Raw genomic sequence first — 26,525 nt, 5'->3', positions numbered from 1 at the left:
CAATGATGCAGATCTACGATGAAATGCGTCAGGACGACTCCGTGCGCCGTCACTACGCACGGTTTTCGCGCTGGCTCGCAATGCAGAGCCCCGAAACGATCGCGCGCAAGCGGGCGGAGGCGGACGTGCTGTTCCGGCGCGTCGGCATCACGTTCGCGGTGAACGGCGACCTGTCCGGCACCGAGCGGCTGATTCCCTTCGACATGATTCCGCGCATCATTCCCGGCGACGAATGGCGCGTGCTCGAAGCCGGTCTGCGGCAGCGCGTGCAGGCGCTCAATCTCTTTCTGCACGATGTCTATCACAACGGCGATATCGTGCTCGCCGGACGCATTCCCGCGGAGCAGGTCTATACGAACGCTCAGTATCGGCCGGAGATGCAGGGCGTGGACGTGCCGCTCGACGTGTACGCGCATATCGCGGGCGTCGATGTCGTGCGCGCGGGTGGCGCGGGCGAGTTCTACGTGCTCGAAGACAATCTGCGCGTGCCCTCGGGCGTCTCGTACATGCTCGAAAACCGCAAGATGATGATGCGGCTCTTCCCCGAACTGTTCGTGCAGAACCGCGTCGCGCCGGTCGCGCATTATCCCGATCTGCTGCTGGAGACCCTGCGTTCGATCGCGCCCGAAGGTGTCGACGACCCGGCCGTCGTCGTGCTGACGCCCGGCATGTACAACTCGGCTTATTTCGAGCACACGTTCCTCGCGCAGCAGATGGGCGTGGAGCTCGTCGAAGGCAAGGATCTCTTCGTCGACGACAACTACGTCTTCATGCGCACGACGCACGGGCCGCGCCGCGTCGACGTGATCTATCGCCGCGTGGACGACGACTTTCTCGATCCGCTCGCGTTCCGCGCGGATTCGGCGCTCGGCATTCCGGGCTTGCTGACGTCGTATCGCGCGGGCCGCGTGACGCTCGCGAACGCGATGGGCACCGGCATCGCCGACGACAAATCGATCTATCCGTTCGTGCCCGACATGATCGAGTTCTATCTCGGCGAGAAACCGATCCTCAACAATGTGCCCACATATCAGTGCCGCAAGCCGGACGATCTCGCGTACACGCTCGCGCATCTGGCGGAGCTCGTCGTGAAGGAAGTGCACGGCGCGGGCGGCTACGGCATGCTCGTCGGACCGGCATCGACGAAGGACGAGATCGAAGCGTTTCGCGCGCTGCTGCTGGCGCGGCCCGAAGGCTATATCGCCCAGCCGACGCTCGCGCTCTCCGCGTGCCCGACCTTCGTGGATGCGGGCATCGCGCCGCGTCATATCGATTTGCGGCCGTTCGTGCTCTCCGGCCGCGAAGTGTCGATGTGCGCGGGCGGCCTCACGCGCGTCGCGCTGCGGGAAGGCTCGCTCGTCGTCAATTCGTCGCAAGGCGGCGGGACGAAAGATACCTGGATGGTCGATTGACTCACTTACCGCACATGACCTCATGCTGAGCCGCACTGCCGATCACCTGTTCTGGATGGCGCGCTACATGGAACGCGCGGAGAATACCGCGCGCATGCTCGACATCGACATGGAAGGCGCGCTCCTGCCGCAGACGCCCGAACAGGAGGCGCGCGGGCAACGCTCGGTGCTGAAGATATCCGAGCTTGAGGAGATGTTCGACGAGCGTCATCCGGGATCGTCCTCGCGCGACGACATGCTGCATTTCATGGTCGCCGATGCGCGCAATCCGTCGAGCATCCTCTCCTGCCTGCAGGCGACGCGCGAGAACGCGCGCGCGGTGCGCGGCACGCTCACGACGGAAGGCTGGGAGACGATCAACTTCACGTGGCTCGAATTCAATCAGCGGCTCGCGAACAGGGAGCTCGAAACGGGCCCGGATGCGCTGTTCGAATGGGTCAAGTACCGCTCCAATCTGTGCCGCGGCGTAATGCAGGGCACCGCGTTGCGCGACGACGCGTTCTTCTTCATGCAGCTCGGCGCCTATCTCGAACGCGCGGACAACACGGCGCGTATTCTCGACGTGCGCTTCGCAGACGCGACGCCCAACTCGCGCGAGGCGGCGCGCCAGCTCGAAGACTTCTACTACTGGACGTCGATCCTCAGTTCGGTGTCGGCGCTGGAGATCTATCGCAAGGTGTATCGCGATGTCGTGACGCCGGCGCGCGTCGTCGAACTGCTGATCCTCAACGAGCAGATGCCGCGCTCGCTGCTCGCCTCGCTCGATGGCGTCTGCGATACGCTCGCGAAGCTGCGCACGGATGCGTCGAAGGATTGCGAGCGCTTCGCGGGCAAGCTGCGCGCGGACGTGCTGTACTCCGATATCCGGCTGATTCTGGAGACGGGCGTGCACGCGTGGCTCACGCAGTTCCTGAAGCGCGTCGATGAACTCGGCCTGCAAGTGATGCACACCTTCCTCATGTTGCAGATTGCGTGAATCATGCTGCTGACCATACGCCACGACATCCGCTACCACTACGCCACGCCGGTGACGTATTCGATCCGGCAGTTTCGCGTGAGTCCGGCGAGCGGCGCTTCGCAGATCGTGCGGCACTGGCATGTCGAAGCGCCCGGCAAGCTCGATGCTGCGCGCGACGCCTATGGCAACGCGCTGCACACGCTCGTGCTGACGAAGCCGCACAGCGAGATTCACGTGAGCGTGACGGGCGAAGTCGCGACGGAAGCGCTGCCCGATGGCCGTCTCTTCGACGAAGCCGGGCCGATTCCGCTCGAGCATTTCACCTGCGCGACGCCGCTCACGATGCCCGATGCCGCGATCCGCGCGCTCGCGCACAGCGTGCCGTCGCTCGATACGCCCGCGTCGCTCGTCTCGCTGGCGGAGCGCATCGGCGAGCGCGTGCAGTATCGCAGCGAGCCGGCGTATGCCGCGGGCACGGCCGCGCTGGCGCTCGCGAGCGGCTTCGGCGACGCGCGCGATATCGCGCATCTGCTGCTCGCGTGCTGCCGCGCGCGAGGCGTGCCCGCGCGCTGCGTGAGCGGCTATTTCGACGCCGGCGCGGACGAGGTCGTGACGATGCACGCATGGACCGATGTCTGGGTGGAACACGGCTGGATATCGGTGGATGCGACCCAGGGCGCGTTCGCGGGCGAGCGCCACTGCCGGCTCGCGGTGGCGCGGGACTACGAGGCGGCGGCGCCGGTGCGCGGCTCGCGCGTGGGCGGCAAGGAGGAGACGCTCTCGGTGCACGTCGGCATCGACACGCTGTGGGATCAGTAACGGGAGGGATGCGACGCGCGTTCGCGCTCAGTACAATGAGGGTTTGCTTGTTTCAGGATCGATTGACATGACTTATTGCGTGGGCATGTGCGTGGACGAGGGACTCGTGTTCCTGTCCGACACGCGCACCAACGCCGGCGTGGACCACGTGAGCGCCGCGCGCAAGATGGTTGTTTTCGAACAACCGGGCGAGCGCGTGATCGTTTTGCTCGCGGCGGGCAATCTCGCGCTGACCCAGGCCGTGACGCATCTGCTCGCGGAACCGACCGACCCCGGCGCGCCCACGCTCTACAGCGCGCCGACGATGGCGGAAGCGGCGCGTATCGTCGGCGATGCGGTGCGGGAGGTGCATCGGCGCGACGCGCTGTCGCTCGCGGAGTTCAGCGTCGACTTCAATTGCAGCTTTATCCTCGGCGGACAGATTTGCGGCCAGCCGCCGCGTCTTTTCATGATCTACGCGGCGGGTAATTTCATCGAATCGACGCGCGTGTCGCCGTATTTTCAGATCGGCGAATCGAAGTACGGCAAGCCGATCATCGATCGCGTCATCACGCCGGCATCGCCGCTCGACGAAGCCGCGAAATGCGCGCTCATTTCGATGGATTCAACACTGCGCTCGAATCTTTCGGTCGGTCTGCCGCTCGATCTGCTGGTCTATGAAAAGGACTCGCTGCGCGTCACGCGCTTCGCCACGCTCGACAACAACAGCGCCTATTACCAGATGATCAACAAGACGTGGGGCGAGCGTCTGAGGCAGCTTTTCGGCGAGATTCCGAACCCTTCCTGGACCGAGCTAGACAACGTCCCGCTGCGTCCGCGCGAAACGCGCAGCACGGTTCCGCGGCTCGTCATCGGCGACCTGCCGTGCCCGGGCGCGCCCGCGCAGACACTCGCGGAAGACGTCGAAAAGGGCAACGCGCCGCAACTCTGACGTAACAATCGCGAGCACGAAAAAAAACAGCCATCGGAAAACCGATGGCTGTTCGAGGGTACTGCGGTCCTTCCGAGGCGGCACTTGCGTGCCGCGCCAGTCGGTTGTTCTTAGAACTTGTGGCGCAGACCGATGAGCACCAGTTCCTGGTGGCTGCGGCCGCTGGCGAAACCGAAGTCGCTGATCGAGGCTTGCGCTTCTTGCGTCGTGCCGTCCGCGTTGCGCTGCGTGCCGCTCGCGTGCTGATAGGCGCCGACAGCGTAGACGTCGGTGCGCTTCGACAGCGAGTAGTCCGCGCCGATCGAGACCTGGTGGTAGTTCGCCGACGTATCGCCGCTTGCGTGCGTGTACGTGTAGCCCAGACCGAGCAGCGTTGCCGGCGTCAGCTGGAAGTTCACGTAACCGTTGGCCACGTTGAACTTCTCTTGTTCCGTGAACGTCGAGTTGCCGTCGTTCTTGTACTGCGCGAAGCTGTACGAAGCGCCGACCGTGAACGGACCGAACACGTACTGGCCTGCACCGCGCGCGATACCGATCGCGTGGGCCGTGTCGTAGCCGGCGTTGATGACCGTGTTGAACAGCGAGTCCGACGACGGGCTGTTCCAGCCGGCCGCGCGGTTCGCCGACGGGTTGTTCACGTACAGGTAGCTGGCCGCGATCGAGAACGGACCGTTGCCGTACGTTGCCGCACCGCCCCAGGTCTGGCCCTGGCCGGTCGTGCCCGCCAGGTTGCTGAAGCCGTAGATGCCTTCGAACTGGAAGCCACCGAACACCGGCGAAACGTACTTGACGGCGTTGTTCACGCGCAGGCTGTTGTCGTAGTTGTCGACGTCGCCCGGCGTAGCGAACGCTGCGCCCCAGTAGTTGTCGCCCGTGAGGCCCTGAACCATGTCGACCGACGGGTCATACTGACGACCCAACGTGACCGTACCCCACTGGTTGCCGCTCAAACCGACGAACGCTTGACGGCCGAACAGGCGACCGCCCTGGTTCGACTGGCCCGTGCCCGGATCGAAGCCGCTTTCCAACTGGAAGATTGCCTTCAGGCCGCCACCCAGGTCTTCCTGACCCTTCAAGCCCCAACGCGGGCCGGAGAGCGTGCCGTTGACCATGCCGAACAGATGGTCGCCGTTTTCGTTGGCGTGGCTCACGTAAGCGAGACCGGTATCGATCACGCCATAGAGCGTGACGCTGCTTTGTGCTTGCGCCGCACCTGCTGCGCCGAGGAGCGCCAGCGAGAGGGACGTCAGTGCGATTCGTTTCATCGAATTCTCCACGCGAATGATTAAAATCGTTGTTGCCGGCGCAGAGAATAACGCAACGTTTCGTAACTTAAGAAACGAAAAAATATTGACTGTCTCGAAAAACACACACTCGGGTCTGACGCCCGCCTGTAAAGGTTTTCCGGCAGTCTAAAAACGAATTTTGGGAGACAGGCTTGTCTTGGAAAAGTTCCGCGCGCAATCGGACATTCGAATCGGGATTTTTAGCGCCGATATTCGATTACGCTCGATTCAAATAACAAACCGCTTTCTCGACGGCTGATTTTTCGGATTGGATGGACAGCCGTGTTGCAGCGCGTGAAAGTCAGTTTCGAAAGTCCGATGCGTCTTCTCGGGCAGAATCGCGCCGCGACAAAAGCGCAACCGCCATTCCCGCGCTCGCCGCGAAAAGCACCGCGCGCCACGGATGCCGCCGCACCGCCGCGTTGGCATTCGACGCCTTGCGGCCGGCGCCGACCATCGCGAGCGCGGTGACGCGAGTCGCGGTCGATTCCGCCCGCGCCAGCTTGCGCGACAACTCCAGCGCCCGTGCCACGGCGGACACCTTCTTGCGCGCCTGTCCTGTCAGTTGCTGCGCATGCTGCGCGCGGGCGCCGATCGCGCGTCGGGCGCTCGCCGGGACGGGCGCGTCCATGCGGGCGCTCGCCGGCGTGATGGGCGCGTCCGTCGACGCGCCAGCGGCCAGGGGCGTCGCGGAGCGCGTCGATGCGGCGAGCATCGAGCCGATCTTCGCGCGGCTTCCGGGCGGCACGTGTCCGTTGTTCTGCTGTCCCCACGCGCCGCGCGGATCATGCAGACGCGCGCGCGCCGCCGAAAACTCCGCGCCGAGCAGGAGCACGGCGGCGGAGAAGTACAGCCACATCAGGAGCACCGCGAGCGATCCCGCCGCGCCGAACGCGCTCGCGGTGCCCGCGTGCGTCAGATACAGCGCGAACAGCTTCTTGCCCGCCGAGAACAGCAAAGCAGCGACGAGCCCGCCGACGAGCGCATCGCGCCATTCCACCGGCGCATCGGGCAAGAACTTGAGCAGTGCGCCGAACGCGACCGTGAGGATCGCGAGGCCGACGGCAAGTTGCACGACATCGCCGACGATCACGAACGGCGAATTCGCCCACAGCCACATGCCGACCGCCTGAATCGCGGTATCGAGCACGAGCGAAACGATCAGCAGAAACGCGACGCCGAGCACGAGCCCGAACGACACGAGCCGCACGCGCACCATCGCCATGACGCTGGAACGCTGATCGCCCGTCATCGGCCAGACGATATTGAGCGCCGTATTGAGCGATGAAAACGTCGCCGACGCGCCGACCGCCAGCAGCACGAACGAAATGATCGCGGCAATGCCGGTCCCGCCGCTGCGATGCGCGTTCTCCACGATGCTCTGCACGCCGGAGGCGGCTTGATCGCCCAGGAGTCCGTTCACCTGATGAAAGAGCTGCCCGCGCGCGGCTTCCGGCCCGAACACCCAGCCCGCGACGGCGATCACCATGACAAGTGTCGGCGCGAGCGAGAACGCCGAGTAGAAGGCGATGCTCGCGGCCATCGCGGCGCAGCGGTTTTCCGAGAACTGCTTGAGCGCACCGAGCACCCAGGAAGCATCTTTTTTCACGACCGCTTCGATCTTCTGCGTGGACACGGAACTCATGACGACCTCTCGATTCGATGATGGAGCGCGGATGCCCGGCGACGTTCATCCGTTCGAGCACGTTCCATTCCAGAACATGCGCAAGCGGGCCTGCGATTTGCTAAACGAGCGAAGTTTGTGTCGGCGAACGGGCGCATTGGTGCAAACACCGTGTCAACGCGTCTGCGAGATGTAATCGGTCACCATATACTTTAGAAACCCACTTTACGACGCGTCGAGGGCAATCATGCTCCAGATGTCACGGCGACAGTTCCTGAAGGTCTCCGCGAGCACGCTGGCCGGTTCGAGCCTGGTGGCAATGGGCTTCTCTCCGGCACCCGCGCTTGCCGAAGTCCGGCAGTACAAACTGTCGCGCACCACGGAAACGCGCAATACCTGCCCGTACTGCTCGGTCGGGTGCGGCATCCTAATGTACGGCCTCGGCGACAACGCCAAGAATGCAAAGGCCAGCATCATCCATATCGAAGGCGATCCGGATCATCCGGTCAATCGCGGCACGCTCTGTCCGAAAGGCGCCTCGCTCATCGACTTCATTCATAGCCCGAGCCGGCTGTCGTATCCCGAGCATCGCGCGCCGGGGTCGAACGAGTGGAAACGCATCTCGTGGGAAGAGGCGCTCGATCGCATCGCCGTGCTGCTCAAGGAAGATCGCGATGCGAACTTCGTCGAGACGACGCCCGACGGCAAGAAGGTCAATCGCTGGCTGACCTCGGGCTTTCTCGCGGCGTCGGCTGCGAGCAACGAGGTCGGCTATCTGACGCACAAGACCGTGCGCAGCTGGGGGATGCTCGCATTCGACAATCAGGCGCGTGTCTGACATGGCCCGACGGTGGCAGGTCTTGCCCCGACGTTTGGCCGTGGAGCGATGACGAACCATTGGGTCGACATCAAGAACACGGACCTGATTCTCGTGATGGGCGGCAATGCGGCCGAGGCGCACCCGTGCGGCTTCAAGTGGGTGACCGAGGCGAAGGCGCATCGGCGTGCGCGGCTCATCGTCGTGGATCCGCGCTTCACGCGCACGGCATCGGTCGCGGATTTCTACGCGCCGATCCGCACCGGCACGGACATCGCGTTCCTGGGCGGCGTCATCAACTATCTGCTCACGAACGACAAGATCCAGCACGAGTACGTGAAGAATTACACGGACATGTCGTTCATCGTGCGCGAGGACTTCGCGTTCAAGGACGGCCTGTTCTCCGGCTACGACGCTGAAAAGCGCAAGTACGACAAATCGAGCTGGGACTACGAGCGCGGCGAGGACGGCTACGTCAAGACCGACCCGACGTTGCAGCATCCGCGCTGCGTCTACAACCTGCTCAAGCAGCACTACGCCGCCTACACGCCCGAGATGGTGACGAAAGTCTGCGGCACGCCGACCGACAAGTTCCTCAAGGTCTGCGAGATGCTCGCGACGACCGCCGCGCCGAATCGCGCGGGCACGATCCTCTATGCGCTCGGCTGGACGCATCACTCGGTCGGCGCGCAGATGATCCGCACGGGCGCGATGGTGCAGCTTCTGCTTGGCAACATCGGCATCGCGGGCGGCGGCATGAACGCGCTGCGCGGGCATTCGAACATTCAGGGCCTGACGGACCTCGGCCTGATGTCGAACCTGCTGCCCGGCTACATGACCTTGCCGATGGAAGGCGAACAGGACTACGAGGAGTTCATCAAGAAGCGCGCGGCGCAGCCGCTGCGGCCGAATCAGCTGAGCTACTGGAAGAACTATCGCGCGTTCCACGTGAGCTTCATGAAATCGTGGTGGGGCGACAACGCGACGGCAGAAAACAACTTCGGATTCGACTACCTGCCGAAGCTCGACAAGTCCTACGACATGCTGCAGGTGTTCGAACTGATGGCCGCGGGCAAGATGAACGGCTATATCTGCCAGGGCTTCAATCCGCTCGCGGCGGCGCCGAACAAGGCGAAGATCGCGCTGGGCCTGTCGAAGCTGAAGTGGCTCGTCATCATGGACCCGCTCGCGACGGAAACGTCGGAGTTCTGGAAGAACCACGGCGAATTCAACGATGTCGATGCGTCGAAGATCCAGACCGAAGTCTTCCGTCTGCCGACGAGCTGTTTCGCGGAAGAGCGCGGCTCGCTCGTGAGTTCGTCGCGCGTGCTGCAATGGCACTGGCAGGGCACGACGCCCCCCGGCGAGGCGAAGAGCGACCTGGAGATCATGTCGGGCCTGTGGCTGCGCATGCGCAAGGCTTATCAGGAGAAAGGCGGCAAGTATCCCGATCCGATCCTGAAGATGACGTGGCCGTATGCGGACCCGGAGAGCCCGACGCCCGAAGAGATGGCGATGGAGTTCAACGGCCGCGCGCTCGCCGACGTCACCGATCCCGCCGATCAGACGAAAGTGCTCGCGAAACGCGGCGAGCAGTTGGCGAGCTTCGCGCAACTGCGCGACGACGGCTCGACCGCGAGCGGCTGCTGGATCTTCTGCGGCTCGTGGACCCAGGCGGGCAACCAGATGGGCCGGCGCGACAACTCGGACCCGACGGGCATCGGCCAGACGCTCGGCTGGGCGTGGGCATGGCCGGCGAACCGCCGCGTGCTGTACAACCGCGCATCGTGCGATGTGAACGGCAAGCCGTTCGATCCGTCGAGAAAGCTCGTCGCGTGGAACGGACGCGCGTGGACGGGACCGGACATCCCCGACTTCAAGGTCGACGAGCCGCCGGACAAGGGCATGAGCCCGTTCATCATGAACCCGGAAGGCGTCGCGCGTTTCTTCGCGCGCGACGGCATGAACGAAGGGCCGTTCCCCGCGCATTACGAACCGTTCGAAACGCCGCTCGGCTACAACCCGTTCTTCCCGGACAACAAGGCCGTGACGAGCAATCCGGCCGCGCGCGTATTCGCCGACGATCGCGCCGCGTTCGGCACCGCCGACAAGTTCCCGGACACCGCGACCACCTACCGGCTCACCGAGCACTTCCACTACTGGACCAAGCACGCGCGCCTGAACGCGATCGTGCAGCCGCAGCAGTTCGTGGAGATCGGCGAGGAGCATGCAAAGGAAGTGGGCGTCGTCGCGGGGGATCGCGTGAAGGTGTCGAGCAATCGCGGGCATATCGTCGCGGTGGCGCTCGTCACCAAACGCATCAAGCCGCTGACCGTGGAGGGCAAGAAGGTGCACACCGTCGGCCTGCCGTTGCACTGGGGCTTCAAGGGCCTCGCGCAGCCGGGCTATCTCGTCAACACTCTCACGCCTTCCGTGGGCGACGGAAACTCGCAGACGCCCGAGTTCAAGTCGTTTCTCGTGAAGGTCGAGAAGGCATAAGGGGGACGAGATGGCTCTGCAATCGCTCGATATCAAGCGACTCTCGGCGACGACCGTGCCGCAGACGCAGGTGCGCGAGCCGGTCACGGGGACGGTGGCGAAGCTCATCGACGTGTCGAAGTGCATCGGCTGCAAGGCGTGTCAGACGGCCTGCATGGAGTGGAACGACCTGCGCGACGACATCGGTCACACGACGGGCGTCTACGACAACCCGCGCGACCTCACGGAGCATTCGTGGACAGTGATGCGCTTCACCGAATACGAGAATCCAAAGGGCGATCTCGAATGGCTGATCCGCAAGGACGGCTGCATGCATTGCGAGGACCCGGGGTGTCTGAAGGCGTGTCCATCGCCGGGTGCGATCGTGCAGTACACGAACGGCATCGTGGATTTTCACGAGGAGAACTGCATCGGTTGCGGGTATTGCATCACCGGCTGTCCGTTCAACATTCCAAGGCTCTCGAAGGAAGATCATCGCGTGTACAAGTGCACGCTGTGCTCGGACCGCGTCGCGGTCGGACAGGAGCCCGCGTGCGTGAAAACGTGCCCGACCGGCGCGATCATGTTCGGCACCAAGGTGGACATGCAGGCGCAGGCGGCGGAGCGTATCGAAGACCTGAAGGAGCGCGGCTTCGCGAACGCGGGACTGTACGATCCCGCGGGCGTGGGCGGCACGCATGTGATGTACGTGCTGCATCACGCCGATCAGCCGGAGCTGTATCACGGGCTTGCTAAAGACCCGCACATCAGCCCGCTCGTGTCGATCTGGAAGGGCGTGACGAAGCCGCTCGCGATGGCGGGTATCGCGCTGGCGGCGCTCGCGGGCTTCTTCCATTACACGCGCATCGGCCCGAATGAAGTCAGCGAGGAAGACGAACTTGAAGCGCACCGCGAAGCGGAAGAGGTGCGGCGTCGGCGGGAAGGCGGACAGGAGCGTGAAGATGAAACACGATAGCGAACTGCGTGACGTGAAGGGGCATCGTCTGATCGTGCGCTATACGCCGAACGAACGCACGAATCACTGGATTACCGCGATCACGTTCGTGCTGCTCGCGCTTTCCGGGCTCGCGATGTTCCATCCGTCGATGTCATGGCTCTATGCGATTTTCGGCGGCGGGCAGTGGACGCGGATTCTGCATCCGTTCGTCGGCTGCGTGATGTTCATCTCGTTCCTGATCCTCGCGCTGCGCTTCTGGCATCACAACTATCTGGACAGGAACGACATCCAGTGGATGAAGCAGATGAACGACGTGCTCACCAATCGCGAGGATCGTCTGCCGGAAATCGGCAAATACAATGCGGGACAGAAGCTGCTGTTCTTCGTGATGGTCGCGAGCCTCGTGCTGCTGCTGCTGAGCGGGATCGTGATATGGCGCGCGTACTTCGCGTTCTATTTCCCGATCACGTTGATTCGCATCGCGTCGGTCGTGCATGCGGCGACGGCGTTCGTGCTGATCGTGTCGATCATTGTGCATATCTACGCCGCGCTGTGGGTGAAAGGGTCGATCGGCGCGATGACGCGCGGCACGGTCACGTATGGATGGGCGAGGAAGCATCATCCGCGGTGGTTCAGGGATGTGATCGGGAAGTAAGTACGTGCGGGGTGCGGTCCATTTCATATCGATTTAGCTGATATGCTTGGTCGATCGCTCCCCCCGCGAGGAAACCTTCCGTGGTCCAACGCATAGTCGAAGCCGCGCGAATCGAATCGCTCGATCCATCGGCGATTCCGCGCTTGCGCATGCCGGAGCGCGCAACGATATTCGCCGCGCGCGCCGCGCGTCTCCTGCAACTCGCCGACGCGAGCAATCCCATCGCGGGTTATCTGCGCCTGATGGCCGCGCTCGCCGATGCCCAGCAGCGCGTGCTCACGCGCTTCAATGCGCCGATGCCCTCGCGCGCATCGATCGAACTGAATCAGCGTCATTCGATGCCGATCGTCCCCGCGCTTAGCGATGCGCGCGATCCCGCGTGGCGCGACGTGCTCTTCATGCTGCTCGACAGCATCGAGGCCGCGGGCGCGCTGACACCCGCGCTCACGCAGCTCGTCGGCCGCCTGCGCGCGCTGGACGCCGCCTCGCTCGACAGCCACGCCGACGCAATCCTCGCGCTGCGCTTCGCCGAGATCGATCCCGCCGCGGCGCCCTTCATCGCGGCCGCGCTGCAAGTCGTGTGGACCGATCTCGCGAGCCGCATCGACATGAGCGACGTGCCGTATCTCGACACGCCCGGCGTATGTCCCGTCTGCGGTTCGGTGCCGGTGGCGAGCATCGTGCGCGTCGGCGGCGCGTACGACGGCTATCGCTACGCGCAATGCGGCCTCTGCGCGACGGAGCTTCACGTCGTCCGCGCCAAGTGCACGAACTGCGATTCGACCAAGGGCATCGCCTATCACGTGATGGGCACGGGCGACGAACCCGAAAGCGAGAAGTCCGCGAGGGCGAAAGGCGCGCCGCTCAAGGCGGAGTCGTGCGACGAATGCGGCACGTATCGCAAGATCGGCTATCAGGAGAAGGCCTATGATTTCGAGCCTTATGCCGACGATCTCGCGAGCCTCACGCTCGACCTCTTGATGGGCGAAGCCGGCTATCGGCGCGCGTCGCCGCATCCGTGGCTGTGGCCCGAACATTCGGAAGACGATCGATGAGCGACGTCAAAGGCGGCGAGGGCGGCGAACTGCGCGCATTGATGGCCCGCGTGCCGTCGGTCGAGCGCGTGCTGGCATCCGCGGAATTCGAGGCGGTGATCGCCGCATACGGGCGCACGCAGACGCTCGCCGCGTTGCGCGAAACGCTCGACGCATGGCGCGCCGATGCGCAGGCAGGCCGCGCATCCGTCGATGCCCTGAGCGATGCGCAACTCGCGCGCACGGTCGATGCGCGGCTCGCGAAGCGCGCACGCAGCAGCGTGCGCAGCGTCTTCAATCTGACGGGCACGGTGCTGCACACCAACCTCGGCCGCGCGCTCCTGCCCGACGAAGCGGTGCGGGCGGTGGCCGAGATTCTCACGCGGCCCGCGAACCTCGAATTCGATCTCGACACCGGCGCGCGCGGCGATCGCGACGATCTCATCAACGGCCTGATCTGCGAACTGACCGGCGCCGAAGCCGCGACGGTCGTGAACAACAATGCGGCGGCCGTGCTGCTCACGCTGTCCGCGCTCGCATCGCGCAAGGAAGTGATCGTGTCGCGCGGCGAGCTCGTCGAGATCGGCGGCGCGTTTCGCATCCCCGACATCATGAGCCGCGCGGGCGCGAAGCTGCGCGAGGTCGGCACGACGAATCGCACGCATCTGAAAGACTACGACGAAGCGATCAACGCGAAAACCGCGCTGCTGATGAAGGTCCATTGCAGCAACTACGCGGTGAGCGGCTTCACGAAGGAAGTGACGCTCGCGGAACTCGCGCCGCTCGCGAAAGCGCGCGGGTTGCCCGTCGCGATGGATCTCGGCAGCGGCACGCTCGTCGATCTCGCGCAATGGGGCTTGCCGCGCGAGGCGACGGTGCGCGAGACCGTCGCGGCGGGCGCGGATCTCGTCACCTTCAGCGGCGACAAGCTGCTCGGCGGGCCGCAGGCCGGGCTGATCGTCGGGCGGCGCGAACTCATCGCGAAGATCAAGAAGCATCCGCTGAAGCGCGCATTGCGCGTCGGCAAGCTGACGCTCGCGGCGCTCGAAGCGGTGTTGCGCCTGTATCGCGCGCCTGAAACGCTGGCCGAACGTCTCACGACCTTGCGTCTTCTCACGCGTCCCGCCGATGCCATGAGGCTCGCGGCCGAGCGCATCGAGCCTGCGTTGCAGGCTTTTGTCGGCGGCGAGTTCACGGTCGGCGCCGAACCGATGCTCAGCCAGATCGGCAGCGGCGCGTTGCCCGTCGATGTGTTGCCGAGCTACGGGCTCGCGGTGCGCCTCGCGAGCGGCAAGCGTCCGGGCGGCGCGCTCAACCGCATCGAGAAGCGGCTGCGCGACTTGCCGCGGCCGGTGCTCGGGCGCATCGCGGACGGCGCATTGCGGCTCGATCTGCGCTGTCTCGAAGAAGCCGATGAAGCCGCGTTCGTCGCGCAACTGGAAGCACGCGAATGATCGTCGGCACGGCGGGGCATATCGACCACGGCAAGACCACGCTCGTGCGCGCGCTGTCGGGGGTGGACACCGATCGGCTGAAGGAAGAGAAGGCGCGCGGGATATCGATCGAGCTGGGTTACGCGTACGTGCCTTTGAACGACGGCGGCGTGCTCGGCTTCATCGACGTGCCCGGACACGAGAAGCTCGTGCACACGATGGCGGCGGGCGCGTGCGGCATCGACTTCGCCTTGCTCGTGATCGCCGCCGACGATGGCGTGATGCCGCAAACACGCGAGCATCTCGCGATACTCGAACTGCTCGGCGTGACGCGCGGCGCGGTCGCGGTGACCAAGTGCGATCGCGTGGAGGCATCGCGCGTGCGCGAGGTGCATGCACAAATCGAAGCGCTGCTCGCGGACGGCCCGTTGCGCGGCGCACCGTTGTTCGACACCGATGCAACCAGCGCCGACGATGCAGGCGTCGCCGCACTGGACGCGCATCTTCGCGATGCCGCCGCGCACTGGCAAACGCGTCGCGACGACGGCTTTTTCCGGCTCGCGGTCGATCGCGTGTTCACGTTGACGGGACAAGGCACGATCGCGACGGGCACGGTCTTCGCGGGCCGCGTGAACATCGGCGACGTGCTGGCGCTCGCGCCGCGCGAACCGTCCGGTGCGCCCGTGCGCGTGCGCAGCATTCACGCGCAGAACCGCGCGGCGCAGACGGGGGGAGCGGGCGAGCGCTGCGCGCTCAATCTCGCGGGCATCGACAAGGATGCGCTCGCGCGTGGCGACTGGATCGTCGATACGCGGCTCGCGCGTGCATCCGAACGGCTCGATGTCGAACTGAAATTGCTCGCGGACGCGCAGCTCACGCTCACGCATTGGGCGCCCTTGCATGTGCATCTCGGCACGACGCATCGCGTCGCGCATGTCGCGCTGCTCGAAGCCGACACGCTGGCATCGGGGCACACCGCGCGCGTGCAGCTCGTCTTCGATCAAGCCGTTTGCGCGCTGCCCGGCGACCGCTTCATCGTGCGCAATGCGCAGGCGAACCGGACGGTCGGCGGCGGACGCGTGCTCGATCCGTTCGCGCCCGCCCGCAAGCGCCGGACGCCACAGCGCCGCGCATGGCTCGATGCGCTCGTCGCGATGCTTGACACGGGCCGCGTCGATGCGCTCTTCGAAGAAGCGCCGTACGGCTTGCCGCGCTCGCTGATCGAGCATCTGCGCGGACGATCGATATCGCCGGACGACCTGCGCGCCGTTTCCACGCACGACGACACGCTTTACATTGCAGCGCGTCATTGGGACGCCATGACAACGCGCCTCGTCGATGCGCTCGCCGCATTCCACGAACGCTTTCCCGATGAACAGGGCCCCGACACCGCGCGCCTGCGCCGCATGGCCGCGCCGCTCGCGCCCGATGCGCTGTGGCGCGCACTCGTCGACAATGCGGTGGCGAGCGGATCGATCGCGAGAAGCGGGCCGTGGCTGCATCTGCCATCGCACGCGGTGACGCTCGACGAACGGGAAGAAGCGCTGGCGCGCGCGGTACTCGCATCGCTCGAAGAAGGGCGCTTCGAGCCGCCCTGGGTGCGCGATCTCGCCCGCGCGCACGGCATCGGCGAGGACGAGATGCGCAGGCTCCTCAAAAAGCTCGCGCGCCGCGGCGACGTGTATCAGGTGGTGCGCGATCTGTTCTACTGCCGCGCGTCGATCGGCGCGCTGGCGGAACTCGTCGCGCAGCAGGCGCAAACGCAGGGCGGCGCGATCGGCGCGGCCGCTTTCCGCGATGCGAGTGCGCTCGGCCGCAAACGCGCGATACAGATTTTGGAGTTCTTCGACCGGGTTGGGTACACTCGATTCCACCGCGACCTTCACCTGTTGCGCGGCGATAGCCGCTGGCAAGAGTCCGTCTGACGATTGCGCATTAGCGCATTCGCCTGTGGATCACGATGGAGCATTCCTACTTCAAGCTGTTGCACCTCTTGTCGGGCCACCCGGAGTGGGCGCTCGCGGTGGTGCTGCTCGCGTCGTTTCTCGAATCGGTCGCGTTCATCGGCACCTTCGTGCCGGGCAGCACCGCGATGTTCATCGCCGGTGCGCTTGTCGGCGCGGGCGCGCTGAATCTCGGCTGGGTATTCGTCTGCGCGATCGCGGGCGCCATCGCCGGCGACGCCGCGAGTTTCTGGTTCGGCCAGCACTATGCGGACAGGATCGCGCAGATGTGGCCGTTTCGCGCGCATCCGGGCGCGCTCGTCGCCGGCAAAAAATATTTCGATGCGCACGGCGCGAAGAGCGTCGTGCTCGCGCGCTTCGTCGCGCCGATGCGCGCCGTCGTGCCCGTCGTCGCGGGCGTGGCGGGCATGACGCCCGCGCGGTTCCTCGTCGTCAACATTCTGAGCGCGCTCATCTGGGCGCCGACGCATATCCTGCCGGGCGTCGTGTTCGGCGCGTCGATCGAATTGGCGGGCGCGGTGTCGATCCGGCTCGTCGTGATCCTGATCATCGTCACCGCGCTCTGCTGGATCGTGTTCAATCTCACGCGGCTGATCGTGTCGCACGCGATGCGCTGGACCATCGCGTCGCGCGAGGCGCTGCTCGCGTGGTCGCAGACGGGCGACGGCCTGCCGGCGCGGCTCGTGTCGCGCGCGCTCGATCCGGGCAATCCGGCGACCGGCCTCATCGTGACGATCTCGGTGCTGCTGCTCGCCTCCGCGATCCTCTTTTTCTCGGTGCTCGCGAATGTCGCGCGCGGCGCATCGATCGTGCAGGTCGATGTGTCGATCTATCGGCTGCTGCAATCGTTCCGCTCGACCTGGGCCGACTCGATCCTCGACGGCGCGGCGACCCTCGGCAGCACGCAAACGCTGCTCGCGCTCGGCGCGATGGTCATCGTGTGGATGAGCTTCGAGCGGCGCTGGCGCACGGTCGCATACTGGGTCGTGGCGGTGGCGTTTTCGCAGTTGCTCGTCGCGGCGATCCGCTTCACCGCGCACGAACCGGTGCCGGTTTCCTTCGCGCCGACGGAGCACAGCTTCCCGAGCAGCCATGTGGCGGCGACTGTCGTGATCTACGGCTTTCTCGCGTTTTTGCTGCTGCGGCGCGTGGGCCTGCTGACGGGCGTGTTCATCGCGACGGCGACGTCGGCCATCGTCACGGCGGTCGGCCTCGCGGGGCTGTATTTCGGCCGCTTCACCATCTCCGATGCGCTCGGCAGCGCGGCGCTCGCGGCCGCATGGGTGTTTCTGATCGCGCTCACGGCCGTATGGCGCAACCCCGGCAAGCCGAAGCCGCGGCCCCTGATGCCGATCGCCGTGCTGGCCGTGATCTCTGCGAGCGTCGCGCTGCAACTGAGCGACGACACGGAGGCGCACAGCGCGGCGCCTTCGACCGTCGTCATCACGCCGATTCAATGGACCGATACGGTGTGGCGAACGTTTTCGTGCTATCGGGCGAACATGGAGGGTGATCGCCGCGAGCCGATCACCGTGCAATGGGCGGCGACGCCCGAGCAGATTCGCGCGCAGTTGATGTCGCGCGGCTGGACGGAGGTATCGCATGTAAGCTTGAAGAGCGTGATGTCGGTGGTGTTGCCGAATGCGCCCGCGATCGAATTGCCCGCGTTGCCGCGCCTGAATAACGGCGAGCCGTCTAAGCTCGTGTTCGCGCGCTCGTCTCGTGGCGCGGACGAGCGCGATGTGCTGCGCTTCTGGCCGACGCATTACGAAGTGCGCCAGGGCACGGGCGCGCCGCCTGCGCCGATCTGGCTCGGTTCGGTCGTGCACGAGCGCCTGCGGCGTCCGTCGTGGCCGTTCAACGTGCTGAGACCGGACCGGCGCGTCGATCCGATGGCCTTCGATCAGGGCGAGGCATCGCCCTGGCGCGGCATCGAAATTGCGAGCAGTGCGGGATGTGGAAGCGTGCCGGTGATGCTCGTCGAGTCGAGGTCCGAATGAGGTTTCGATTGATGCGTCGCAGGTCATCGAGAGGTGCCGATTGATCCAGATTCCGCCGTCGGCGATCGTGCAATGGGGCAGCGCGGCCGTGTTCGCGAATGTCCTCTTGACGCGTCTTGGCGTGCCGCTGCCGTCCGCGCCGTTGCTCGTGTTCGCGGGCTCGGCCGTGGCGAGCGGACGATTGTCCTTCGCGCACGTGCTGTTCGCCGCGCTGTGCGGCGCGCTGCTCGGCGACAGCGTGTGGTTCTCGGCGGGGCGCATCTACGGGCGGCGGCTCGTCGCGGCGCTGTCGAGACGATCGTATGCGGTCGATAGCGGCATGCGCACGACGGGCGAGTTGTTCGAACGGCACGGCGCGCCGATCGTCGCGGTATCGAAGTTCGTGCCGGGACTCGGGCTCGTCACGCCGCCGCTGATGGGCACGACGCAGATCGCGGTGCTCGCGTTCTTCTTCTGGGATACGGCGGGAATTGTCGCGTGGGCGTCGTTCTGGCTGCTGGGCGGCGCGCTTTTCGAGCATCAATTGCATCTCGCCGTGCTCGCGCTCGAATCGCATGGCGCGACGGTCGTGGATGTGCTCGTGGCGGCGGCGTTGCTGTATTGCATTTATCGATTGATGCGGCGGAGACAGCCGCGTGCGCACCCGCATCCCGACGATAGCGGCCGGTGACGACGCGCCGTTATAATCGGACGCCCGGACGGATTCTCGCCGTGGGTCAGGGAAGGCATCCGTATCCGGTGGTGCGGCCGGGCTTCAAACCCGGTAGGGGGTGTCAGACACTCTCTGGTCGGTTCGACTCCGGCTGCCTTCCGCCAGTTGGGTTTCTTGAGAAGACGCGTCATGCCGCCGTTCGGCCACCGTTCACGCGCAGCACTTCCCCCGTCATGAAACTGGCCGACGCCACGTACACGATCGCATCGGCGATTTCGTCCGGGGTGCCCGCCCGCCTGAGCGGCACCGTGTCGAGAAACGCGGCCTTGCGCTCCGGTGTCTGTGTGAGCCGGTCGAGCATCGGCGTTTGCACGGGTCCGGGCGCGACGGCATTGACGCGCACGCCGAAAGCGGCGGCTTCCAGCGCTCCGGACTTCGTCAACCCTTCGACTGCGTGCTTGCTCGCGACATAAAGCGATGCGCCCGCCGCGCCGCGCGCGCCCATCGTCGAGGACACGTTGACGATGCTGCCGCCGCGTTGCGCCGACATCACGCGCAACTCATGCTTCATCGCGAGCAAGGTGCCGAGCACGTTCGTCTCGAACACGGCTGCGTAGCGCGCGGCCGTCTGCTCGACTATGGGCATCGACTCGCCTTCGATGCCCGCCGCGTTCACCGCGATATCCAGCCTTCCGAAGCGCGCGACCGCATAATCGACGAGCGCCTGCACGTCCTCTTCGACGCGCACATCGGCCTCGATGAACTCCGCTTGCGCGCCGAGCGAACGCAGCGCGTCGGCGAGCGCGTGACCTTCGTCCACGCGCCGGCCTGAAATCACGACGCTGGCGTTCGAGCGCGCGAAGGCGAGCGCGCTCGCGCGTCCGATGCCACTCAACGCGCCTGTGACGAGTACCACTTTCTGGTCGTTCATGCCGGTTCCTTATGCATGTTCTTCGATCGAATCGACGCGATCGGTGTAGAACGCGAGGTGCTCGCGGATCGGCTCGACCGCGGGATAGGGCGCTTCGTAAGTCCAGACCGCATTGACCGCGCGCTCCCCTCCCGAGGCGATCGAGAAGTACGCGGCATCGCCCTTGTATGGGCAGTACGTCGCGTGGTCGGTGCGTTCGAGCTGAGCCATATCGACATCCTTTCTCGGGATGTAGAACACAGGCGGGTAATGCGCTTCGCGCAGCGTCAGCGCATCGCGCGTATCGGCGACGATGCGCCCCGCGATGGTAACCACGACGCGCGAAGGATTGCGCTCGATCGTGATCGGATGATCGGGTCCGGGAATCTTCACGGTTCGCGCCGTGTTCGTGATGGTTGTGGTGGGCATGGTGATGCTCCTGAATTGATTCGGATTGCAAATAATACTTAGAGTTTCGATCCGCCGTCGACGCGCAGCGTATCGCCCGTGATCCAGCGCGCGTTGTCGGAAGCGAGGAAGCTCACCGCGCCGGCGATGTCCTCAGGCTGCGCAATACGCTTCAGCGCCTGAAGGCTCAGCGTGTAGTCGCGGCCTTCGTCGGTGCTTGCGAAGCTCGACATGTCGGTCGCGACGACGCCGGGCGCGACGGCGTTCACCCGCACGCCACGCTCGCCGAGCGCGGACGCGAAGTGCCGCACGAGGGTATCGACCGCGCCCTTCGTCGCCGCGTACGCGGCCAGCTCGCCGACCGACGCGCGCGCCGCCAGCGACGAAAGCAGCACGACGCTGCTGCCGTCGGTCAGCATCGGCAGAAGCTGCTGCACGAGAAAGAAAGGCGCGCGCACGTTGACGGCGAAGAGCGCGTCGAAGTCTTCGACCGTCGTATCTTCGAGGCTCGCGGCTTTCGCGATGCCCGCGTTCGCGACCAGAACGTCGAGCCGTCCGCCGACCACAGCGCGCACCTGGCTGGCGAGCGCATGCGGACCGTCGGCGCTGCGCAGATCGGCGGCGACTTTCTGCGCGTGTCCGCCGCTCGCGATGATTTCAGCGACGGTCGAATCGGCGGCAGCCTCGTTGCTGCTGTAGTGCACGAGCACGCGTGCACCGGCGCGGCCCAGTGCGAGCGCGATGGCGCGGCCGATGCCACGCGATGCGCCCGTGACGAGCGCGGTTTTTCCATTGAGGTCATTCATGACGAGACTCCTTGCTTTGCATGAGGGACAGAGGGCGATAACTTCGGCGTATGGCTGAAGAACCGCCTTGCTGAAACCGACAGCGCCGAATGCGACTGCTGATGAGCAATCTAGCCCTCGCTTGCGCAAAGAAAAAAGACTTTGTAGGCTGGCGGGTATGCCTCGAAAGCATGGCCCGCGAATTGGACAGAACAGGAGGGACGATGGAGCTGCGCCATCTGCGTTATTTCGTTGCCGTCGCGGAAACGGGCAGCCTCACGGTCGCCGCCGAGCAGCGGCTGTTCACGTCGCAGCCATCGCTCAGCCGGCAAATTCGCGATCTCGAGGACGAAGTGCGGGCGGAACTATTCAGCCGCAGTGCACGCGGCGTCGAGCTGACGGCATCCGGCAAGGCGTTTCTCGACCATGCACGGCTCGCGCTGGCGCAGGTCGACGCGGCCGTCGAGGCGGCGCGCCGCGCAGCGAGCCCCGCCAAACAGGTGTTCGCACTCGGCTTTCTGACCGGGCAGGAAATGACGTGGCTGCCTCGCGCGATGCAGGTATTGCGCGACGAGTTGCCGAACATCGACGTGACGGTATCGAGCGGCTACTCGCCGGATCTCGCCGACGCCGTGGCGCGCGGCAAGCTCGACCTTGCGTTCGTGCGCAGGGAGCCGGGGCTGGACCTCGAATATCACGTGATCCATCGCGAGAAACTCGTCGTGCTGATGCCGAGCGATCACCGGCTGACGGCGAAAAGCGCCATAGGGCCATCGGATTTGCGGGGCGAGACCTTCGTCATGGCGTCGAACAAGGCGCGTGTCCTGCACGACGTCGTCGCGCAATATTTGCGGGAAAACGGCATCGATCCGAAGCCTGAGCATGGCGTCGACAATCTCGCGATGGCCATGTCGCTCGTCGCGTCGACGCGCGGGGTTTCGCTGATGCCCGAGTACGCGAACAATCTGCTGCCGTGGTCGGTAGTGAGCCGGCCGCTGGAAGGCGAAGCGCCGACCGTCGATCTGGCGCTCGGCTACAGCCGTTCGAATGCATCGCCGGTGCTGAAAATGTTTTTATCCAGAGCGGATGAACTGACCGCCGCAAACTGAGCGACCCGCGCCGGAGCGCCGCGGCTTAAGGGAAAAGTGCGTATAAAATGGCTGATTGTGAGAATAAAATTTCCAGGCGGTCGGTGGTTCGCGTGGTTGAACACATCGTTGCACCACGGGACTTTTCTTTTTCGGTGACGGCCGCGCCGGAAAGGCGATAATGGCTCATCGAGCAAATACATACTGGACAGGGACGCAGGCTCCGCTGACGGAGAAATACGTCGGCCAACGGTCCTTGTACGGTTCAACATGGATCATCAATGTCCAATAGTCTTCCCGGCATTCAAGGCGATTTTCTGAACGCACTCAGGAAAGAGCGCAAACGCGTCGCGATCTTTCTGGTCAACGGAATCAAGCTGACCGGCCATATTCAGTCGTTCGATACCTACATGGTCTACCTCAACTCGACCAGTGGATCGCAGGTGCTTTTCAAACACGCGATCTCGACGATCTGCGAGGATCACGGCCCGGCCGGCCGGCCGAATTTTCACGACAAATCCGGCCCGCGTGACAATTCAACGCGTCCCGGCGCTGGCGGCAGACCGAATCGGACTCGCGGACCGCAGTAAGTGCCCGCGTCACTCGTGCGGCGGCAGTAAGGCTGAAAGCAGCCGCCGCAACTCCGCGCTTTCCCGCGCGGTCAACCTCGTCGTGAGGATGCGCTCGACCTCTTCGACACGCGGGCGCAACGCGGCGAGTTGCTTCTTGCCGGCCGCCGTGAGAAAGAGCACATAACTGCGCTTGTCGACGGGATCGTCGGAACGCTCGACGAGGCCGTTGCGGACCATCCGCGCGACCAGATCGGCGATGGTCGAACGGTCCACGTCGAGTTCATCGCCGAGTTGCCGCTGGTTGACGCCGGGCGTCCTGTGCAGGATTTCGAGCGCCGCGTACTGGACGCTCGTGATTTCGGCGGAGACTTCGCTGAGCCACACCGCCACGTGGCGCTGCTGGGCGCGGCGCACGAGGCTGCCCGTGAATGTCGGGCGCACTTCGGGCTCGTTTTTATTGATCGGCAATTTCGCAGTGTCGGAGTGGGTTAGTGCGTGCGGAATATCGGCCGGAAGAACGCGGCCAGTTCCTCGTAGGCATCGAGCGGAAGAACGTGGGCGACGTATTGATCCGGACGGACCACCACGAGTGCGCCCCGTTCGCGATCGACGGCGCGCTCGCCGAAGATATCAGTCGCTGCGTCGTTCGTAAATGCCTTCTCGTAGTCAATGAGACCGTAGCGTCCCTTGCGCGGAAGCAGAAGCGCAGGCAGCTCTTCGACACGCACATCGCGATGAGGCTGCTGCAGCACCGCGCGGAAATCGAGCACGCTGTCGATGTCGGCATGCTCTGGCGTGACGCGCCGCAAGACGGAATCGGGCGACGTGGCGAGATGTTGGCAGAGCGCATCGAGCGCGGTGCCTTTCGCATCCGAGAACGCGTACAGACGCCAGCGACCATCGGCGCGGGCCGCGTGTCCGAGATGAGCGGGCTTTGCATCGGCGACACGAACCACCGGCGACGAGTGAAAGCGCGTCCCGATCACGAAGCCTTCGGCGAGCGCCTGATGCGTCGTTTCGCCCGTCAGCACGCCGGGCCGGTAATGCGTCGCGAGGCCAGCCGTGTATCGGCCCGCACGTACGAAATACGCCTGAAGCTCAGCGGGATCGACGCCGCCCGCTTCCGGCCGATTCGGATCCTTCGGCGGCGCGGCCATCATCGCGGACCATTCCTTGTCGAAATCGATCAATGCTTTCGCGATGGGCTGACGTTCATCCGAATACGTGCGCAACAGGTCCGCGTCACTGCGCCCCTGCAAGACCGCGCCGAGTTTCCAGCCGAGATTGAAGCCGTCCTGCATCGATACGTTCATGCCCTGGCCGGCTTTCGCGCTATGCGTGTGGCAGGCGTCGCCGGCAATGAACACGCGCGGATCGCGAGTTGCTCCATCGGCGATGAGCGCATCGTCGAAGCGGTCGGTCAGACGCTGGCCCACTTCGTAGACCGAGAACCACGCGACTTCTTTCACGTCGAGCGAATACGGATGCAGGATGTGCCGCGCCGTTTCGATGATGCGATCGACGGAAATCTGCTTGATGCCGTCACGGTTCTCCGGCGTGACCTCGCCGAGATCGACATAGAAGCGAACCAGATAGCCGCCTTCGCGCGGAATGATGAGCAGATTGCCCTTGCTCGCGGACTGGATCGCCGCCTTCAGCCGGATGTCCGGGAAGTCGGTGACGGCGAGCGCATCCATCACGCCCCACGCATGGTTGGCCGCATCGCCGCGCAGCGTTTGTCCGATGGCCGTGCGCACGGCGCTGCGGGCGCCATCGCAACCGACGACATAACGCGCACGCACCGTCACCTGCTCGCCGAGCCGCGCTGCATCGGTGCGGCGCAACGTGACGCGCACCGGAAATTCGTGGGCATCGTCGCGTTGAATGTCGATGGCTTCGAGATCGTAATCCGGCTCGATTCTCTCGGGCGAGCGACGCATCACATCGAGGAGATAGTCCTGGACGCGCGCCTGATTGACGATCACATGCGGAAACTCGGACATGCCTGTTTCGGTATCCTGAACACGACCGGTACGCTTGATTGCATCGCGATCATGCGCGTCGGGCCTCCAGAAGACTGTTTCGTTGACCCAATAGGCCTCGCGCAAAAGGCGATCGCTGAGTCCGAATGCATTGAACATCTCGACGGTGCGGCACGCGACGCCATCCGCCTGTCCCATCAGCAACGGACCGCCGCGACGTTCGACGATACGCGTTCTGATCGACGGAAATTGCGACAGTTGCGCCGCCAGCACGAGTCCCGCGGGACCGCTTCCGACGATGAGCACGTCGACTGTCTCGGGCATCTCGACGCGCGGTGCGCCCTCGGCCGCCGGTTCGATCGTGGGATCGCCGACGCGGAAACCGTTCAGATGAAATTGCATGGTGTCTTCCTCCATTCCTCAGCACGTCTGTGTGTGATGAGAAATATACTCCGTACACCAACTATTTGGAAATGCTTTTGTGATGGATGTTTACCCTGATGCGGGGCCGGGCGTCCGTGGATGATCAGCCACTGACGCGATGTGAGGCGATCCGCTCGCCGATCTGCGCAATCGCGATACGCACGGCCTTGCGCACTTCCGGATCGCCATCACCGAGCGCAGCTTCGAGGACGGCAAGCGCATCCGCATCGCCGAGTTCGCCGAGCGCGAGCGCGGCTTCCTTGCGCACGTTGCTGATCGGGAAAGTCAGCAACGCCGATACCGCGTGCGTGCTCGCGACGTCGCGCAAACGTCCGAGCGTGCGCGCGGCTTGTAGCGTGACCTGCCAGTATTCGTCGGCGAGCGCGCGTTCGAGCGCATCGCGGGCGGCAACGAGACGCAGCTTGCCGAGCGTCGCGGCGGCTTCTTCCCGCACGCGCCATGCTTCATCCGACAGCGCATGCGTCAGCGTGGCGAGCACGCTATCGTCCGTGGCGAATCCGAGTGCGCCGACGGCGGCGTGCCGCACATCGGCGGATGTATCGTTGTGAGCGAGCTGGGTCAATCGCTCCAGCGCATGCGTATGACGCAGCCATCCGAGGACGCCGACAGCTTCACGCCTCACGAGCGGCGACGCATCCGATAACGCCGTCAATGCAGGCGCGGCCGCTTCCGGCAAGCGCAATTCGCGCAGCGCGCGCAGCAGCGCCGCGCGCGTGAGCGCATCGGCATCGGTATCGGCGAGATGCGGCAGCAGGCGTTCGCCCACAGCGGGATCCTTCAGCGCGGTGAGGCTTTCGGCGGCGGCGTCGCGCGTGCCCGCGTCGCTATCGGTGAGCGCGGCGCACAGCGCATCGACGGCTTCGTTCGTATCCCATGCGCCGAGACGTTGCGCGGCCGTGCGACGCACTTCGGCATTCGCATCGTGACGCAAGGCATGGGCGAGAGCGGGCAGCCACGTTTCGTCTTCGAGATCGGCGGCTTCGATCACGGCGAGACGGCGCACGGCGGCGTCGTCATGCGCGAGGCGATCGAAGAGGGTGTTGGTAACCGTCATGAGGCAACTCTCGTCATCGAAGAAGATACGGAATGTCGACATGCACGGCATTGGTCGGACAATCGCGCTCGCAGGGCATGCAGTACCAGCATTCGTCGAACTTCATGAATGCCTTGCCCGTTTCGGGATCGATCGCGAGCAGGTCCATCGGACAGACGTCGATGCAGACCGTGCAGCCCTTGTCGGCGATGCACTTGTCTTCGTCGATCATCACGGGAAGGCTCGAGCGCATACGCGCTTCGCGGGGCACGAGGGCCATGT

The 26,525-nt window shown here is 64.8% G+C and carries 23 protein-coding genes and 1 tRNA gene; 15 read left to right on the top strand and 9 right to left on the bottom strand.

The genetic code is table 11. From position 1 onward, the window contains the following. The first annotated feature begins 5 nt into the window (after positions 1–5). The 4 genes from PQR08_RS19005 (at position 6) to PQR08_RS18990 (ending at position 4,120) form a co-directional block, all read left to right on the top strand. Entirely contained in the window at positions 6–1,412 is a 1,407-nt protein-coding gene (locus PQR08_RS19005; protein ID WP_035509358.1) for a circularly permuted type 2 ATP-grasp protein, read from the top strand. A 22-nt stretch (positions 1,413–1,434) separates the two neighbouring features. Then, complete coding sequence (locus PQR08_RS19000) at positions 1,435–2,388, top strand: alpha-E domain-containing protein (protein WP_187608030.1); 954 nt, start codon at positions 1,435–1,437, stop codon at positions 2,386–2,388. 3 nt (positions 2,389–2,391) lie between these two features. Then, the gene (locus PQR08_RS18995; RefSeq protein ID WP_250485022.1) at positions 2,392–3,189 is read left to right on the top strand and encodes a transglutaminase family protein; all 798 of its coding nucleotides are present in this window, start codon (positions 2,392–2,394) and stop codon (positions 3,187–3,189) included. Positions 3,190–3,256: 67 nt separating this feature from the next. After that, complete coding sequence (locus PQR08_RS18990) at positions 3,257–4,120, top strand: proteasome-type protease (RefSeq protein ID WP_238213236.1); 864 nt, start codon at positions 3,257–3,259, stop codon at positions 4,118–4,120. Between the two features lie 110 nt (positions 4,121–4,230). Here PQR08_RS18990 and PQR08_RS18985 read toward each other — a convergent pair whose 3' ends face one another. Continuing rightward, entirely contained in the window at positions 4,231–5,385 is a 1,155-nt protein-coding gene (locus PQR08_RS18985; protein ID WP_187608028.1) for a porin, read from the bottom strand. A gap of 322 nt (positions 5,386–5,707) precedes the next feature. Continuing rightward, positions 5,708–7,051, bottom strand: a complete 1,344-nt coding sequence (locus tag PQR08_RS18980) for a YihY/virulence factor BrkB family protein (protein ID WP_250485021.1) — start codon at positions 7,049–7,051, stop codon at positions 5,708–5,710. A gap of 226 nt (positions 7,052–7,277) precedes the next feature. On the opposite strand from PQR08_RS18980, the gene fdnG reads away from it, so the two are divergent. The 9 genes from fdnG (at position 7,278) to PQR08_RS18935 (ending at position 19,185) form a co-directional block, all read left to right on the top strand. Then, a complete protein-coding gene (gene fdnG / locus PQR08_RS18975; protein ID WP_250485020.1) occupies positions 7,278–10,346 on the top strand; it encodes a formate dehydrogenase-N subunit alpha in 3,069 nt (1,022 codons plus the stop codon). A 10-nt stretch (positions 10,347–10,356) separates the two neighbouring features. Continuing rightward, the gene (gene fdxH / locus PQR08_RS18970; protein ID WP_238293365.1) at positions 10,357–11,301 is read left to right on the top strand and encodes a formate dehydrogenase subunit beta; all 945 of its coding nucleotides are present in this window, start codon (positions 10,357–10,359) and stop codon (positions 11,299–11,301) included. Then, a complete protein-coding gene (locus PQR08_RS18965; RefSeq protein WP_250485019.1) occupies positions 11,288–11,938 on the top strand; it encodes a formate dehydrogenase subunit gamma in 651 nt (216 codons plus the stop codon). Before fdxH ends, PQR08_RS18965 begins: the two co-directional genes overlap by 14 nt. Before the next feature lie 80 nt (positions 11,939–12,018). After that, entirely contained in the window at positions 12,019–12,993 is a 975-nt protein-coding gene (gene fdhE, locus PQR08_RS18960) for a formate dehydrogenase accessory protein FdhE (RefSeq protein ID WP_250485018.1), read from the top strand. After that, the gene (gene selA, locus PQR08_RS18955) at positions 12,990–14,426 is read left to right on the top strand and encodes an L-seryl-tRNA(Sec) selenium transferase (RefSeq protein ID WP_250485017.1); all 1,437 of its coding nucleotides are present in this window, start codon (positions 12,990–12,992) and stop codon (positions 14,424–14,426) included. Before fdhE ends, selA begins: the two co-directional genes overlap by 4 nt. Beyond that, complete coding sequence (selB, locus tag PQR08_RS18950) at positions 14,423–16,330, top strand: selenocysteine-specific translation elongation factor (protein WP_250485014.1); 1,908 nt, start codon at positions 14,423–14,425, stop codon at positions 16,328–16,330. The genes selA and selB overlap by 4 nt, the downstream gene beginning before the upstream one ends. A 35-nt stretch (positions 16,331–16,365) precedes the next feature. Next, the gene (locus tag PQR08_RS18945; protein ID WP_250485012.1) at positions 16,366–18,369 is read left to right on the top strand and encodes a VTT domain-containing protein; all 2,004 of its coding nucleotides are present in this window, start codon (positions 16,366–16,368) and stop codon (positions 18,367–18,369) included. A 40-nt stretch (positions 18,370–18,409) separates the two neighbouring features. Then, positions 18,410–19,039: a DedA family protein gene (locus PQR08_RS18940; protein ID WP_250485011.1), complete on the top strand. Its 630-nt coding sequence runs from the start codon at positions 18,410–18,412 to the stop codon at positions 19,037–19,039. 50 nt (positions 19,040–19,089) lie between these two features. Beyond that, positions 19,090–19,185, top strand: a tRNA-Sec gene (locus tag PQR08_RS18935). A gap of 23 nt (positions 19,186–19,208) precedes the next feature. On the opposite strand, the gene PQR08_RS18930 is transcribed toward PQR08_RS18935, so the two are convergent. From PQR08_RS18930 to PQR08_RS18920, 3 genes are read right to left on the bottom strand one after another with little or no spacing between them, the layout of a single operon-like run. Beyond that, positions 19,209–19,952 carry an SDR family NAD(P)-dependent oxidoreductase gene (locus tag PQR08_RS18930; RefSeq protein ID WP_250485009.1) on the bottom strand — a complete coding sequence of 248 codons (744 nt, stop codon included), beginning with the start codon at positions 19,950–19,952 and terminating at the stop codon, positions 19,209–19,211. 9 nt (positions 19,953–19,961) lie between these two features. Continuing rightward, positions 19,962–20,360, bottom strand: a complete 399-nt coding sequence (locus tag PQR08_RS18925) for a DUF427 domain-containing protein (protein WP_187608020.1) — start codon at positions 20,358–20,360, stop codon at positions 19,962–19,964. A 38-nt stretch (positions 20,361–20,398) separates the two neighbouring features. Continuing rightward, positions 20,399–21,145, bottom strand: a complete 747-nt coding sequence (locus PQR08_RS18920) for an SDR family NAD(P)-dependent oxidoreductase (RefSeq protein WP_250485007.1) — start codon at positions 21,143–21,145, stop codon at positions 20,399–20,401. Between the two features lie 203 nt (positions 21,146–21,348). Between PQR08_RS18920 and PQR08_RS18915 the strand changes: the two genes are divergently transcribed. Together PQR08_RS18915 and hfq are read left to right on the top strand one after the other, a co-directional pair. Further along, a complete protein-coding gene (locus tag PQR08_RS18915; RefSeq protein WP_238213248.1) occupies positions 21,349–22,233 on the top strand; it encodes a LysR family transcriptional regulator in 885 nt (294 codons plus the stop codon). 260 nt (positions 22,234–22,493) lie between these two features. Then, positions 22,494–22,802, top strand: a complete 309-nt coding sequence (hfq, locus tag PQR08_RS18910) for an RNA chaperone Hfq (protein ID WP_051627102.1) — start codon at positions 22,494–22,496, stop codon at positions 22,800–22,802. A gap of 9 nt (positions 22,803–22,811) precedes the next feature. Here the strand turns inward: hfq and PQR08_RS18905 are convergent, their stop codons facing one another. From PQR08_RS18905 to PQR08_RS18890, 4 genes are all read right to left on the bottom strand, one after another. Further along, complete coding sequence (locus tag PQR08_RS18905; protein ID WP_250485006.1) at positions 22,812–23,225, bottom strand: MarR family winged helix-turn-helix transcriptional regulator; 414 nt, start codon at positions 23,223–23,225, stop codon at positions 22,812–22,814. 47 nt (positions 23,226–23,272) lie between these two features. Continuing rightward, entirely contained in the window at positions 23,273–25,168 is a 1,896-nt protein-coding gene (locus PQR08_RS18900; RefSeq protein ID WP_250485005.1) for an FAD-binding monooxygenase, read from the bottom strand. A gap of 124 nt (positions 25,169–25,292) precedes the next feature. Continuing rightward, positions 25,293–26,264, bottom strand: a complete 972-nt coding sequence (locus PQR08_RS18895; RefSeq protein ID WP_250485004.1) for a HEAT repeat domain-containing protein — start codon at positions 26,262–26,264, stop codon at positions 25,293–25,295. Between the two features lie 13 nt (positions 26,265–26,277). After that, positions 26,278–26,523, bottom strand: coding sequence for a 4Fe-4S dicluster domain-containing protein (locus tag PQR08_RS18890; protein ID WP_035507254.1), 246 nt, complete (start codon positions 26,521–26,523; stop codon positions 26,278–26,280). Positions 26,524–26,525: the final 2 nt, after the last annotated feature.

Origin of the sequence: Caballeronia jiangsuensis, assembly GCF_046030135.1 — a bacterium.
In the GTDB taxonomy this organism is placed as follows: Bacteria; Pseudomonadota; Gammaproteobacteria; order Burkholderiales; family Burkholderiaceae; genus Caballeronia; species Caballeronia jiangsuensis.
Note: the sequence above shows the minus strand (reverse complement) of the source record. Positions and strands in the feature narration are given on the sequence as shown.

What these genes read in the sequence shown, in the direction of transcription:
- PQR08_RS19005 (WP_035509358.1), top strand. Translation starts at nt 6, where the DNA reads ATGCAGATCTACGATGAAATGCGTCAGGACGACTCCGTGCGCCGTCAC.
- PQR08_RS19000 (WP_187608030.1), top strand. Translation starts at nt 1,435, where the DNA reads ATGCTGAGCCGCACTGCCGATCACCTGTTCTGGATGGCGCGCTACATG.
- PQR08_RS18995 (WP_250485022.1), top strand. Translation starts at nt 2,392, where the DNA reads ATGCTGCTGACCATACGCCACGACATCCGCTACCACTACGCCACGCCG.
- PQR08_RS18990 (WP_238213236.1), top strand. Translation starts at nt 3,257, where the DNA reads ATGACTTATTGCGTGGGCATGTGCGTGGACGAGGGACTCGTGTTCCTG.
- PQR08_RS18985 (WP_187608028.1), bottom strand. Translation starts at nt 5,385, where the DNA reads ATGAAACGAATCGCACTGACGTCCCTCTCGCTGGCGCTCCTCGGCGCA.
- PQR08_RS18980 (WP_250485021.1), bottom strand. Translation starts at nt 7,051, where the DNA reads ATGAGTTCCGTGTCCACGCAGAAGATCGAAGCGGTCGTGAAAAAAGAT.
- fdxH (WP_238293365.1), top strand. Translation starts at nt 10,357, where the DNA reads ATGGCTCTGCAATCGCTCGATATCAAGCGACTCTCGGCGACGACCGTG.
- PQR08_RS18965 (WP_250485019.1), top strand. Translation starts at nt 11,288, where the DNA reads ATGAAACACGATAGCGAACTGCGTGACGTGAAGGGGCATCGTCTGATC.
- selA (WP_250485017.1), top strand. Translation starts at nt 12,990, where the DNA reads ATGAGCGACGTCAAAGGCGGCGAGGGCGGCGAACTGCGCGCATTGATG.
- selB (WP_250485014.1), top strand. Translation starts at nt 14,423, where the DNA reads ATGATCGTCGGCACGGCGGGGCATATCGACCACGGCAAGACCACGCTC.
- PQR08_RS18945 (WP_250485012.1), top strand. Translation starts at nt 16,366, where the DNA reads ATGGAGCATTCCTACTTCAAGCTGTTGCACCTCTTGTCGGGCCACCCG.
- PQR08_RS18930 (WP_250485009.1), bottom strand. Translation starts at nt 19,952, where the DNA reads ATGAACGACCAGAAAGTGGTACTCGTCACAGGCGCGTTGAGTGGCATC.
- PQR08_RS18925 (WP_187608020.1), bottom strand. Translation starts at nt 20,360, where the DNA reads ATGCCCACCACAACCATCACGAACACGGCGCGAACCGTGAAGATTCCC.
- PQR08_RS18920 (WP_250485007.1), bottom strand. Translation starts at nt 21,145, where the DNA reads ATGAATGACCTCAATGGAAAAACCGCGCTCGTCACGGGCGCATCGCGT.
- PQR08_RS18915 (WP_238213248.1), top strand. Translation starts at nt 21,349, where the DNA reads ATGGAGCTGCGCCATCTGCGTTATTTCGTTGCCGTCGCGGAAACGGGC.
- hfq (WP_051627102.1), top strand. Translation starts at nt 22,494, where the DNA reads ATGTCCAATAGTCTTCCCGGCATTCAAGGCGATTTTCTGAACGCACTC.
- PQR08_RS18900 (WP_250485005.1), bottom strand. Translation starts at nt 25,168, where the DNA reads ATGCAATTTCATCTGAACGGTTTCCGCGTCGGCGATCCCACGATCGAA.
- PQR08_RS18895 (WP_250485004.1), bottom strand. Translation starts at nt 26,264, where the DNA reads ATGACGGTTACCAACACCCTCTTCGATCGCCTCGCGCATGACGACGCC.
- PQR08_RS18890 (WP_035507254.1), bottom strand. Translation starts at nt 26,523, where the DNA reads ATGGCCCTCGTGCCCCGCGAAGCGCGTATGCGCTCGAGCCTTCCCGTG.